At 33.5% G+C, this 12,835-nt stretch carries 16 protein-coding genes; 6 read left to right on the plus strand and 10 right to left on the minus strand.

The features are described from left to right. Nucleotide 1: 1 nt before the first annotated feature. From CQA62_RS03490 to lpxB, 7 genes are read right to left on the minus strand one after another with little or no spacing between them, the layout of a single operon-like run. Entirely contained in the window at nt 2-307 is a 306-nt protein-coding gene (locus CQA62_RS03490; RefSeq protein WP_232006806.1) for a hypothetical protein, read from the minus strand. Beyond that, on the minus strand, nt 291-923 hold the full coding sequence (locus CQA62_RS03495) for a type III pantothenate kinase (RefSeq protein WP_104725055.1): 633 nt from the start codon (nt 921-923) through the stop codon (nt 291-293). Before CQA62_RS03495 ends, CQA62_RS03490 begins: the two co-directional genes overlap by 17 nt. After that, nucleotides 920-1,921, minus strand: a complete 1,002-nt coding sequence (locus CQA62_RS03500; RefSeq protein WP_104725056.1) for a hypothetical protein — start codon at nt 1,919-1,921, stop codon at nt 920-922. Before CQA62_RS03500 ends, CQA62_RS03495 begins: the two co-directional genes overlap by 4 nt. Continuing rightward, entirely contained in the window at nt 1,911-2,486 is a 576-nt protein-coding gene (locus tag CQA62_RS03505) for a hypothetical protein (protein WP_104725057.1), read from the minus strand. Before CQA62_RS03505 ends, CQA62_RS03500 begins: the two co-directional genes overlap by 11 nt. 12 nt (nt 2,487-2,498) lie before the next feature. After that, nucleotides 2,499-2,930 (minus strand): dUTP diphosphatase, encoded by a 432-nt coding sequence (gene dut, locus CQA62_RS03510; RefSeq protein WP_104725058.1) that lies wholly within the window; start codon nt 2,928-2,930, stop codon nt 2,499-2,501. Next, nucleotides 2,930-3,424, minus strand: coding sequence for a transcription elongation factor GreA (gene greA, locus CQA62_RS03515; protein WP_104725059.1), 495 nt, complete (start codon nt 3,422-3,424; stop codon nt 2,930-2,932). The genes dut and greA overlap by 1 nt, the downstream gene beginning before the upstream one ends. A 43-nt stretch (nt 3,425-3,467) precedes the next feature. Beyond that, the gene (gene lpxB / locus CQA62_RS03520; RefSeq protein ID WP_104725060.1) at nt 3,468-4,505 is read right to left on the minus strand and encodes a lipid-A-disaccharide synthase; all 1,038 of its coding nucleotides are present in this window, start codon (nt 4,503-4,505) and stop codon (nt 3,468-3,470) included. A gap of 95 nt (nt 4,506-4,600) precedes the next feature. On the opposite strand from lpxB, the gene ispG reads away from it, so the two are divergent. From ispG to CQA62_RS03550, 6 genes are all read left to right on the plus strand, one after another. Further along, entirely contained in the window at nt 4,601-5,674 is a 1,074-nt protein-coding gene (ispG, locus tag CQA62_RS03525; protein WP_104725154.1) for a flavodoxin-dependent (E)-4-hydroxy-3-methylbut-2-enyl-diphosphate synthase, read from the plus strand. Continuing rightward, a complete protein-coding gene (locus CQA62_RS03530; protein WP_104725061.1) occupies nt 5,674-6,903 on the plus strand; it encodes a glutamate-5-semialdehyde dehydrogenase in 1,230 nt (409 codons plus the stop codon). The genes ispG and CQA62_RS03530 overlap by 1 nt, the downstream gene beginning before the upstream one ends. A gap of 158 nt (nt 6,904-7,061) precedes the next feature. Then, nucleotides 7,062-7,493 carry a flagellar basal body rod protein FlgB gene (gene flgB / locus CQA62_RS03535; RefSeq protein ID WP_104725062.1) on the plus strand — a complete coding sequence of 144 codons (432 nt, stop codon included), beginning with the start codon at nt 7,062-7,064 and terminating at the stop codon, nt 7,491-7,493. A gap of 9 nt (nt 7,494-7,502) precedes the next feature. Then, nucleotides 7,503-7,997 carry a flagellar basal body rod protein FlgC gene (gene flgC, locus CQA62_RS03540; RefSeq protein WP_104725063.1) on the plus strand — a complete coding sequence of 165 codons (495 nt, stop codon included), beginning with the start codon at nt 7,503-7,505 and terminating at the stop codon, nt 7,995-7,997. A gap of 11 nt (nt 7,998-8,008) precedes the next feature. Further along, the gene (gene fliE / locus CQA62_RS03545; RefSeq protein ID WP_104725064.1) at nt 8,009-8,323 is read left to right on the plus strand and encodes a flagellar hook-basal body complex protein FliE; all 315 of its coding nucleotides are present in this window, start codon (nt 8,009-8,011) and stop codon (nt 8,321-8,323) included. Then, a complete protein-coding gene (locus CQA62_RS03550; RefSeq protein WP_104725065.1) occupies nt 8,323-10,125 on the plus strand; it encodes a peptidoglycan D,D-transpeptidase FtsI family protein in 1,803 nt (600 codons plus the stop codon). Before fliE ends, CQA62_RS03550 begins: the two co-directional genes overlap by 1 nt. Here the strand turns inward: CQA62_RS03550 and CQA62_RS03555 are convergent. The 3 genes from CQA62_RS03555 to CQA62_RS03565 form a co-directional block, all read right to left on the minus strand. Then, a complete protein-coding gene (locus tag CQA62_RS03555; RefSeq protein ID WP_104725066.1) occupies nt 10,118-10,375 on the minus strand; it encodes a hypothetical protein in 258 nt (85 codons plus the stop codon). The two genes, CQA62_RS03550 and CQA62_RS03555, sit on opposite strands and share 8 nt — an antisense overlap. A gap of 69 nt (nt 10,376-10,444) precedes the next feature. Further along, complete coding sequence (ruvA, locus tag CQA62_RS03560; RefSeq protein ID WP_104725067.1) at nt 10,445-11,011, minus strand: Holliday junction branch migration protein RuvA; 567 nt, start codon at nt 11,009-11,011, stop codon at nt 10,445-10,447. Further along, nucleotides 11,012-12,820: a hypothetical protein gene (locus CQA62_RS03565; protein ID WP_115585114.1), complete on the minus strand. Its 1,809-nt coding sequence runs from the start codon at nt 12,818-12,820 to the stop codon at nt 11,012-11,014. Nucleotides 12,821-12,835: the final 15 nt, after the last annotated feature.

Here is a 12,835-nt window from a genome sequence, read left to right on the forward strand (position 1 = left end):
ACTAAAATGTCCCTTTGAGCGCATCATTCATAAGTTCTTGAGTTTTTTTTAAACTTTGCATCTTTAAATCATCTTGATGATTCTTTTCATTTTGCGTAGATTTAAGTGGAGGTTGGATTTGCTCAGGAGAGATTCCATGGGGCATTTTAATAAACACATCTTCATAATTTTTTCTATTCTTTTTATAGCGGATATACACCTCCCCAGTTTGGTTATTGTAAAGATAGGTGTCTTGTTTATCAGCAAACATAATCCACTCTCCCCACCCTACCCCTAAAGCAAATAAAAGACTAAGAATGAATTTCACGATATTTCTCCACAGCCTTAAGCATTCCTTTAAAAACTAAAATTTCGTTATAAATACTGTTTTTAAAAAATTTTGAAAAAAACTTTCCATCCCCTCCAGAAAAATAAATTTTCTTTCCACATGATTGTTCCTGAATAAACCCTATGATACTTTTTAAAATCCCTAGACTAATAGCTTCCTTTGTATTTTGAGGCATTAAATCTAAATCAAGAGAGAGATCAGGCATGAGATTCAATCTCTCTGAAATCTCTGAATATAATTTCAAATAGGATCCAACTCCAGGTAAAATGTATCCTCCAAGATGACTGCCATCTTGCATAATATCTATCGTAATAGCACTCCCAGCATCGACAATAATACCATCTGCAATCACACTGCAAATACTCTTTCTATCTATTCCCAATCCTACATAAGTAGTGTCAAGCTCAATATAGGGTGCGAGCAAAATAGCATGAGGAAAGCATCTTAAAAAACTTTCTTCTGATTTGCAAGAGACACTAATGTAAAAAATTTCATTTTCAAAGTGACGAGTTGAAATCTTATTTGCTTTCTCTTTCCATACTCTTCCATCTTGGTAGAAATGCAAAAAAGTATTTCCAATATCACATAGAATCATTTTAACTCCAAGATTTCTTTCTCATAATAAAAAAGATTTTCTCTAGTAAAGATATTTTTCTCTCTTGAGAGGCTGATCTTATAGATTAAGGGTGTAAAAGTTTTTAAATCGATCTTAATTAAATATCCTGATCCTGTTTCCAATACACTTAAAGTATTATCAGTGATATTAATTGTAGAAAAATTTGCAAACTGAAATTTAAGCTCTCTTAAAAGCTTGAGGGTAAAATCTAGTTCCTTAATTCTTCCATCCAGTGTGCTCAAATAAATTCTATCTGCATTAATCTTAATATCTCTAATTTCAGCATCATAAGCATAATCTGATCCCCCATAAAGACTTAAGAGCTTCTTTGCTGTTGCCATGAGTGTTAAATCTTTGCTCACATCAAGAAAAATAACATTATTGAAAAATGGAGCAGAATCAATCACTATGGTTTTATCAATCTCTCCGCTTGTTTTATCCATAATTACAACACTTCCGTCAAGCATTGGATAATAAATCTTTCCATTAGAGAAAACTGGATTTTGAATAAGAGAATTGACTGCAATTGCAGAATTTGTCTTTTTTGTAAAAATTTCTTTTTTACTCTTAAGATTATAAAGATGGATTGTATTCTCATTCCCCACTATAGCAACTTCATCACCTTTAATTGTTGCACTGACTGGACAAAAATTAATAGGCAATTTCTCTTGAATTCCACCTCTTTGATCATAAATTAGAAGTTCTTGGCAATGAGAATTAAATAAATACACCCCCTCAGAATATCCCACAAAGTTTTCATCTTCTTTATATTCAAAAGTACTTAATCCCTCTTGAGTAAGGATTTGACGATTTTTTAAAATTGCAGCATTGATATTAGTATTCACAATCTCTGAGGGAAGTTTAGAAGAAAAAGAAATCTCACCATTAATTTCAAGGGGTTTGAAATATTCTTTTTGTGAACAGCCAAAAAAGATCAGAAATGTAAAAACAAAAAAAGAAATTTGTTTACAACCCATAATGTCCTATCCTATTAGCAAATTCTCTCAAATCAGAATCATTACTAATTTCTGCTAATTTTTGTAATGCTAAAGTGCGATTTTTTTCTTTAAGAGCTAAGAAACCTTCTTGCAACAATGCTAGTGGAGAAAACTCTCCAAAGTTATCTGTTGTAAAACTTTTTTTAAGTGTCGCCACCTCATAATTTGCATAATGAGCAATAAAAGTATTTTTTGATTTTATAAAACCCTCAAGTTCATCAGCATTGTTTTGTAAAAGAGCTTGAGAGAATTTAAGCATCTCATAAAGTGTGTCATTTTTCTCTTTAAGACTATTCCATGCTTGAGTATCTTGTGGATTGGCTTGGATTTGTTGCATTAATTTTGTACTTGCAATTGCCTTTTGCTCTTTAAAATAATCCTCTGTCCAAATATAAGCAATCCACGCACACAAAACAATTCCTAGAGCAATAAGAAGAAATTTATATTTTTTAATAAAAGTTTCAATTCTAAAGATCCCTTCAAGCATTTTTTCATCATTTGAAATCTCTTCCTTGATTGTTTTAAAATCATTTTTCATATTCATCACTTATCCTTTTTAGTTTTTTCCACTACTTCCAAACCCCTTTGTTCCCCTTTGCGTATCCAAAAGCTTTTCTGTTTCAACAAAATCAACTTGCTCAAACCTAGCAATCACCCCTTGAGCAATCCTATCACCGACTTCAACACAAAAATCAATCTTTGAGTGATTGATCAATACAATTCCTACTTCTCCACGATAATCACTATCAATTGTTCCCGGTGAGTTTAAAACACTAATTCCATTTTTGAGTGCCAGACCACTTCTAGGGCGAACCTGAAGCTCATATCCTTCAGAAATTTCAAAAGCAAGACCTGTTTTTACAAGTTCCCATTCTCCAGCTTTAATAATTTTTTTTTCAATTGAACAAAAATCAAATCCTGCAGCACCACTGCTTTGATATGCAGGAATCCTTGCATCTTGATGAAGTTTTTTGATTTTAATCTGCATCACTTCTCTCCAAAAATAATAGGCTTATAACACACTTCTAAAATCTCAAAATCACTTTCTCCATTAGGAAGTTTAATGCTTACTTCATCTCCTTCAACCTTTCCTAAAAGACTTCGAGCAATAGGTGAGCCAAAGGAGATTAATCCCCTTGCAGGATCACTCTCAATCCCCCCAACGATTGTATAAGTTATTTCTTTATCTGTATCAAGGTTGAGAATCTTAACCGTACTTCCAAAACTTACCTTATGATGAGAAAGCTCACTTGGATCAATAACTTGAGCATTTAAAAGCATTTCTCCAAGCTCGGCAATTCTTGCCTCAATAAAAAGTTGTTTATCTTTTGCAGCATGATATTCTGCATTTTCTTTAAGGTCCCCATAAGAGCGGGCAATATCAATCTCTTTTACAATATTTGGTCGCTCAACTTCTTTGAGATTCTTGAGCTCATTACATAGGATTTGATAACCATAAGCTGTCATAGGTTCTTTATTCATCTGCGCCCCTTTATTTTAAAGTTTTACAAAAATCATATCAAAATTATTCCATAATCTTTTGTGCAAGTCTTTTTGAGCTTCCAAAAGCAAGATATTTTCTCAATTCTTTAATCTTACCAAAGAACTCTTGACTCTCCATTGCATGATATGCGCGTATTAGGTTTTCTTTAGTACATTGTGCCTGAATGAGCTCTTGATGAATTTCTCCTTGTCCAAAGTGGGCATAAAGAATATTTGCAAGCCCAATATGCCTAAGCTTGACAAATGCACTTGCAATGCAATAATCAAGTTTTTTTGCCTGATATGCCAAAACAAATGGAGTGCCAATGAGCGCAGATTGTAGAGTTGCAGTTCCACTACAGATAAAAGCAAACTTAGCTTCATAAAGTGCAAAATTTGCATCATAAGAGATCTCAAAGCCTTGAAGTAAATCTCCATAATATTCCTGAATTCTTCTTTGATCAAAATGAGGGGGAATTACAAGGACACAACGCTCTTTTTTAAACTCTTTTGCAATTTCAAAAAAAATAGGCAACATTCTTTTAATCTCTTGTTTGCGACTTCCTGGCATAAAAACAATATTGTCTGTATTTGAGGGTTTGAGCTTAAATTGTGAAATTTCATCAAGTAAAGGATGTCCAATATATTCAGCCTTTCCTTGATACATTGCAATTTCAAAAGGCAAGATTCCATAAAGCTTATCGCAATATTTCTTTAAAGCTTCAACTCTCCAAGGTTTCCAAGCCCAAACTTGAGGAAGAATATAGTAAATAATTTGTTTTTGTGGGTAATATTTTTTGATTGCTTTGGCTAAAGGAAGATTAAAGCCTGAAGAATCAAGTAAAAGCACTTTATCCACTTCTTCTGCTTTCTTCACCATCTCATTTAAAACTTTCTTGAAGAATATAAGCTTTTTAAAAATATCAACAAAACCCATTACAGAAAAATCTTTAGGTGTATAAAATCCTTTTTGATCTTCTAGTTCAAAAATTCCTTCAAACTTAACATTATCTAAATATTTTTTTAGTTCTGCAAGATGAAGATTTGAGCTTGTTTCTAAAGCACTCACCAAGATTTTCACTCAAGCCTCCCGATTTAAATATGAAGCTAAAATTTTACCTATTTTCAAAGTGCAATGTGTTAAAATTGCCAAAAACTCAACATCTTGGTGAAAGTATGGAAGTAAATAGACGAAAAACCAAAACCATCTACATTGGAAATATTCCCATTGGAGGGGATTCTCCAATTCCAATTCAGAGTATGACTTTCTCAAAAACTTGCGATATCCAAGCCACATTAGAGCAAATTAATCGCCTAGCTTTGGCGGGATGCAATATTGTAAGAGTTGCAGTAAGTGATGAAAAAGATGCCCATGCACTCAAAGAACTCAAAACCCTCTCTCCTCTTCCCATTGTTGCAGATATTCATTTCCGCTATAAACTTGCTCTTATTGCTGCACAAAGTGTAGATGCTATTAGAATTAATCCAGGAAATATTGGGAATAAAGACAGAATCAGATCTGTTGTACAAGCATGCAAAGAGCGAAAGATTCCTATTCGGATTGGCGTAAATGCTGGGAGTTTAGAGAAGCAATTTGAAGAAAAATATGGAACTACACCACAAGCAATGGTGCAATCTGCACTCTACAATATTAAACTTTTAGAAGATTTTGATTTTACTGATATTAAAGTTTCACTTAAAGCCAGTGACGTTCTTCGCACCATAGAGGCTTATAGACTCTTGGCCCAAAGCAATGTGCCCTATCCCTTTCATTTAGGTGTAACTGAAGCTGGCACACTTCCCCATTCAATGATCAAAAGCTCTATGGCACTTGGAAATCTTTTAATAGATGGAATTGGGGATACAATCAGAGTTTCCATCACAGGGGAATTAGAAGAAGAAGTTAATGTTGCTCGCAATATTTTAAGGTATAGCTCAAGACTCAAAGAGGGAATAACCATTATCTCTTGTCCAACTTGTGGAAGGATTGAGGCAGATTTAGTCAGCATGGTTAAGGAGGTAGAAAAACGCCTCAAGCATATTAAAACCCCTATGCAAGTCAGTGTTATGGGATGTGCTGTCAATGCTTTAGGAGAGGCAAAACATGCAGATATTGCAATTGCATTTGGGAATCATGATGGATTAATTATTAAACAAGGTAAAATTTTAGGGAAATTCAAAGAGAATGAATTGCTTGAAACTTTTGTTTCAGAAGTACAAGCTTTAGCAGAACAAATGAAGAAGGAATAATGGATTTTAATAAGATTAAACAGGCTCAACATACACTCGCAAAACTTACTCATAAACTCAAAGTTAAAGTTCTTGAAGCGATGGCACAAAATCTCATAGCCCATACTCAAGAAATTTTAGATGCCAATGCCAAAGATTTAACCAACTCCTCACATCTTAACTCTGCAATGAAGGAGCGATTAGCCTTAGATGAGGCAAAGATTAAGATGATGGCAAAGAGCATCCAAGAAATTGCCTCTCTTCCTAATCCCTTAGGGCAAACACTTAAGGGTTGGAAGAATGAAAGCGGCTTAGAGATTAAAAAAGTAAGCGTGCCTATTGGCGTAATTGCAATCATTTATGAATCTCGCCCCAATGTCACAAGTGATAGTTCCTGTTTATGTTTTAAAAGTGGGAATGTCTGCATCCTTAAGGGGGGCAAAGAGGCCAAAGAAAGCAATACCATTATTGCAAAAATTTTACAAAATACTCTTGAGAGTTTTTCACTTCCTAAAGAATGTATCAATATCCTAGAAGATTATTCTAAAGAAAGTGTATTAGACCTCATTAAACAAGATCAATACATTGATTTACTCATCCCAAGAGGAGGAGAGAGATTGATTTCTTTTGTAAGCCAAAATGCCACAGTCCCTGTGCTTAAACATGATAAAGGAATATGCCATCTCTATGTTCATAAAGACAGCAAAATCGATGAAGCAATTGAAATTATTATTAATGCCAAAACCCAACGTCCCTCTGCCTGTAATTGCATCGAAACATTACTGATTCATAAAGATATTGCCCCAACTCTTTTGCCCCCACTATTTCAAGCCTTAAAGGCCAAAAAAACCTATCTTAAAGTGACACAAGAGGTCCAAAATCTTCTTAAAGAAGATTTGGAAATTTTAAGAAAAGAAGATTTTGATAAAGAATATGGAGAAAATATCCTCAATATTGCAATTTCAAAAGATTTGCGAAGTGCAATTGATCATATCAATACTCATGGCTCCAAGCATTCTGAATCTATTCTTACAAAAGACATTGAAAGTGCGGAGATCTTTCTTAATGAAGTGGATGCTTCTTGTGTGTATCTTAATGCCTCCACTCGTTTTAGCGATGGAGGAGAATTTGGATTTGGTGCTGAGATTGGAATCTCTACAAACAAACTTCATGCCAGAGGGCCAATAGGATTAGAAGGATTGGTAACTTATAAATATAAAATTTATGGAAATTGGCAAGTTAGAGAGTAGCTTTCTCCTATTCTCTCTGTCAATGACTCCTATTATTTAGAACACTTTTTGCTTACAAAATTTAAGCATTAAGAGAAAGGACTTGTAAGAGAAATTTCTCAAATAATGGAACTTTATTTGCTTAATAAATTTTATATCTAATTTGGAAAGGAGCAAAAATGTCATTTATCGAAGTTTCACCTGTTTATAAATATGCTCACAAAGCGCTTGATTATCGATCAATACGACAAGATTTAATTTCAGGAAATATTGCAAATGTAGATACTCCTTTCTATAAGCCTCGTGATATCAATTTTGAATCCTATCTCTCTGAAGCAATGAATGAAGAATTTGGAAAAAACAGATCATTTGAGTTAAAAATGGCTCAAACAAGCTCCAAACATCTTAATTCTCTTCAAGAGGGAAATAAGGGTGGAATGATTTTTTTTAGAGATGGACATATGGCAAGAAATGATGGAAATAGTGTTGATCTTGATGTTGAAACAAGCGAAATGGGAAAAAACAGCGTAATGTATCAAGCACTTGTTGCTTCTCTTAAAAAACATAAAGGGATTTTTGCATACGCATTAGAATCAAGTAAAAATATATAAGGAATAACAATGGCTTTTTTATCTAGTTTTGATATTAGTGGTTATGGACTTTCAGCTCAAAGAGTACGCGTAAATACAATCTCTTCAAATATTGCAAATGCCAATACAACAAGAACTGATGAGGGTGGGCCTTATCGCAGAAAAGAAGTTGTGTTTAAAGCAATCAATTTTGATAAGATGCTTAATGAAAAACTTGCTCAAAATGAAAATTTTCATCAATATGAAGATCCACTTGATGAGGGTTTAAAGGGTGAAAAAGCTATTCCTTCTCTTACAAGTGTAATCATCGATAAAATTGTTAGAGATGATAAAAATTTTAAGCTAAAATACGACCCAAGTCATCCTGATGCAGATGCAAATGGTTATGTTGCTTATCCCAATGTCAATCCTGTTGTAGAAATGGCAGATTTGATTGAGGCGACAAGAGCTTATCAAGCCAATGTTTCAGCATTTCAGAGTGCCAAGACAATGGCAAATAATGCTATTACAATGTTTCAGGCTTAAGGAAGTAGAAAATGAATAAATTTGGTGTAATTAACAATGATATCTCTCATGTTTCTCAAAATATCAATCAAGCCCAAAAACAACCAGAATTTGATGCTCAAAAAGCAAAAAGTTTTGAAAATCTTCTTAAAGATTCTATCAAAGAAGTGAATACTGAGCAAAAGATTGCAGAAAAAGCACTTGCAGATATGGCAACAGGGCAAATCAAAGATATTCATCAAGCTGCAATTGCAATTGGTAAGGCAGAAACGAGTATGAAAGTTATGCTTGAAGTTAGAAATAAGGCAATCAGTGCTTATAAAGAAATCTTAAGAACGCAGGTCTAATGTCCTCATCTAGGCCTCCTCTCTCTGACATCCAAAAAGGTACAAGTTTTTTTCTACTTGTATTATTTATTTTTATCCTTGCACTAAGCTTTTTAATTGCACTCTACTTCACAATCTCAGAAAAAAAACGCAGTTTAAATCCACAATCAAGCAAAAAAGATTTTAGTGTCAGAGGAACAATTTATAGCAGTGATGGCTTCTCCATGGCCTCAAGTGAAAAACTTTATAAAGTCAGTATCATTCCACAAAATATTGCTCCAGAGAAAAAAGAGCTTTTTGTTAATCTTTTTTCAATTTATAGCAATATTCCAAAAGAAACCATAGAAGAAAAACTCAAAAATAAAGGTTATACAACCCTCTCCTATCACATCACCCCTATTCAAGCCAGTAGTCTTAGAGTGCTCAATAGTAAATTAAATGCTTATCAAGTTTTTCAAGAGTTTGAAGAAAATGCAAAGGTTTATCAAAAAATGGGGATCTCTATTGAAGTTAGCGGTTATAGTCGTCAATATCCCTATGGAACTATAATGGAACCTCTCATTGGCTATACAAGAAAAATCCATCAAGAAAAAATTACAAGGGTTGAGGGGATTAAAGGAAGCGAAAATTTTGCACAAAACTATCTTAATGGAAAAAGAGATGGGGAAATTGAAGGAAATCGTGATATTGGATTTAATATCATTAGAAATAAGGATTCAAAAGAAATTCAAAAACAAGATGGATTAGATGTTGTTTTAACTCTTCCTTTAAAACTTCAAAAAAAGATGGAGGCCATTCTTGATGCACATAAACAACGTCTCCAAGCAAAAGAGATTATTGCAGGAGTTATGGAATCTTCTACAGGTAAAATTCTCTCTCTTGCCACGTCCAATCGTTTTGATCCTAAAAATATTAAAAAAGAGGATTATCCCTCACTCAATATTACGGCCATTGAAACCTCTTTTGAGCCAGGAAGTATTATCAAGCCAATTATTTATGCTATTTTGATGCAAAAAAAAATGATTGATCCTCAAAAAAATATTGATCTTAATAATGGGGTTTATAAAATTGGTCGCCATACAATCCGTGATGATCATCCTCTTAAAAATGCAACACCTCCGCAAATTCTTATTAAATCTAGCAATATTGGAATGATCAAACTCACTCAAGACTTGAATTCTCAAGAATTTCTTGATGCACTCAAAGAATATGGATTTGGGACACAAACCCAAATTGATCTTCCCTATGAAGCACAAGGAGTCTTGCCTGATATTACAAAACTTCGAGGAAGTTATAAAGCCAGTGTTTCATATGGATATGGTTTTAGGGCAACCTTTATCCAACTCTTAAGAGCTTATGCAACATTTAATAATGGTGGAAAACTCATCACCCCTAGAACTATTGATTATCTTAAAAATAGCCAAGATGAACATTTTAAACCTAAAACTCCTCCACCCTATCCAATCATTTCTGAACAAACAAGTCATGAAATGAAAATTTTACTTGAAGAAATTGTAAAAAAAGGAACTGGTAAAAAGGCAAATGTTGAAGGTGTTGTGATGGGTGGAAAAACTGGAACTGCACGAATCTTTATTAATGGAAAATACACAAAACGCTACAATAGTTCATTTTTTGGATTCGCTGATGATGAGAAGAAAGCCTATACAATCGGTATTGTTGTTTTAGATCCCAATGTGCAAGAAGGATATTATGGTAGCCAAACAGCTGCACCTATTTTTAAAGAGATTATTGAATTACTTTTGAAAGAAAAATATTTATCCAAAGAAAATATAAACCCCCTAGATAAGGGAATTGTTAATTAGAGTTAAGAAGTCCTAGCACTCCTACTGCGTGAGGAGTCATAGCACCACATTTATTGCAAATAGTATAAATTGCAGGAACCATTGGACCGTTAGAAACTAAACTTCCATCAATTCGATTTTGCAATGTAACATTGCTGAACCCTGGTGCGATTCCAATCTCACTACTACCGCATACAGGACATTTAAGCTTTCCGGCCTTTTCTTTTACTTTATCAAGGATAGTTTGTTCTGTAATGGAAACATCTGCCATATTTTTCTCCTTATATTAGATTAAGAGATGAACTCTTATTTAGTATTATAAAGAAAAAATCTAGAATTATTAAATGTTTTGTAAATTTTTAAGCGCACTTTTAATTAAAACTGCTACATCCTCATTTTCTATACCCTTAAGGGCATTTTGAATTTCATTCTTTTTAAATCCCAAGCCCTCAAGAGCTAGAATTGCCTCATCTTTTGCTTTTTGATACCCATTTTCTTGTGTGCAAGAAAAATCAAAGAATCCAGCCAAATCTACCATAATCTTACTTGCACCCTTTGCACCAATTCCTGGCACTTTTTGGATTGCAGAAATATTTTTTTGCTCCACAATTGAAGCAAATACAGAAGGTGAATAAGTCGAGAGAATTGCCATTGCTACCTTTGGCCCTACCCCATTAATTTTAATCAATCTCTCAAAAATTTTTTGCTCTGCTTTTTGTAAAAAACCAAAAAGCAAATAAGCATCTTCACGAATAATTTCTGTGATAAAAAACCTTACTTCTTCTCCAACTTTAAGATCCAAAGATGAGAGCAAAGAGACCTGAATCCCATAAATCACTCCCCCTACTTCAAGAGCAATATTGCCCATTTCATTATGCTCAACTCTCCCTTTAAGTCCAATAATCATTTAAATCCTTTCCTTTAACAGCTTATGATAATTGGCATCAACATACACATTGACCTTTTCGCCCTCTTCAATATTCATCACCTCTCTCTTATCACTCAATGCATCCACAAATTCAACTAGATTTTGTTGTACCCACGCCCCTTTACACTCTATTCTTCCTTCTAAACTCACTTGCATAATAGGTTCAATTTCTTTGAGAATTTCAGCCGATTGCTCTTGATATTGCTGTATTTTTTGCTTAATTCTTTTAAGCCTTCTACATAACCCCATATACTCACCTATCGTGCTTAAAATATAGGGTTGAGTACGCATACCTGATTGTATATTTTTCACAAAAATCTCTCTAAAACGATCAACTGCAGGCTTCATTCTTTTGGTTTGAATTAATTCTTGCTTATAAATTTTTCCTAATTTATCTATTGCTTCCAGATATTTATTATGACGCTTTTTAATTTTTGCAATCTCTTCTCTATAATCCAAAAATGCTGAACTATCAATACAGAAATAATTTCCCCCTCCCTTCATTTCCTCTATACTTACTTTTGAAGAAATATAAATTTTATTATTAGAGTGCAAAGTTTTTACACTTATCTCTTTTCCCATAACTTCTGCCCCAACCATCTCCTCAAATTCACCTACAGTACAATCAACATTTCCCCCCTCACACATTTTGATTTTGACTTCTTCCGCCTTAAGTGTGCCTCTTAAGATTCCAATATCTGCTTTTTTTGCAAAAATCTCAACATTTTGATGCGTAAAACCATTAATATTGCATTCTTGAGTGCGTAAAATCACGCCTTGATCTACTCCTCCTATAACATTAAGTTTTTGAGCCTCAATAATCATTCCTGCCCCAATTGCATCTTTTTCGGGTATTGAAGCCTTAACATTAATTTCAATCTCACACTCAATGCCTCCCAAAAGATTTCCCATATTTCGATTATTAATCTCTTCAAAATCATTTTCTTTTATTAGAATAAGACCACTGCTATTTAATCCTACAAACCCTGTTTTACTTCCCAAGTAAACAATATAATCTTCACAATCTTGAATATTAAAATCATCCTCAAGAGCACTAAATTCTAAATCTTGCAACTCTTTTTTCTCAATCTTGATATATTCCCCTTTTAAATTTCTTCCATCACTTCCATTCTTCGCTTTATAAAGTCTGCCAACTTCCATACCACTTTTAACAGCATAAGAAGAGTTTTCAATACTCATCTTTTTACAATATTCCCACTCTTCTTTAAGGGTAAAGAAAAAATGTGCCTCAATATTGGGATGATAAAACTTACTTTTCTCCAATAAAAACTTCTTCTTTCCTCCAATGGTTTTTTGAGCCGATGTAATTTTCTCCCTCAACACTTCAGCATCAAAATTAAGAGAGAAATCTTTGAAAATGACACCATAAGATGCTTTTTTTCGATCAATTCCTTTTTTAACTTCCAAAAGATTATCCAAAAGCCACTCTTCACTCTGAGCATCAAAAACAAAATATAATTCACTATCCTCTGCTTCAAGCTCAAGAAAAAAATGTTCAGGTTGATGCTTTTCTTTCTTTTTAATCACCAAATCATAAGCTTGGGCAATATAGCATTGATTATCCTCATAGCTTCCTGAATAAAAAAAATCTCTAGTTTTTGCCTCATTAAGCTCTTGTCTTACACCATCAGGTTCTTCACTTAAAAATGTACTTACCCCCACAATATCAAAAGAAAGATTTTTTGAATCTATTTTTAAAACAATGGATGCTTTTTCCAATTCGTGAAAAAGATCAAAACATTGGCTTACCTTGATTTCATTTGTCATTTTGTCTCAAACTTC

It is taken from the genome of Helicobacter cholecystus (genome assembly GCF_003364215.1).
Classification (GTDB): domain Bacteria; phylum Campylobacterota; class Campylobacteria; order Campylobacterales; family Helicobacteraceae; genus Helicobacter_G; species Helicobacter_G cholecystus.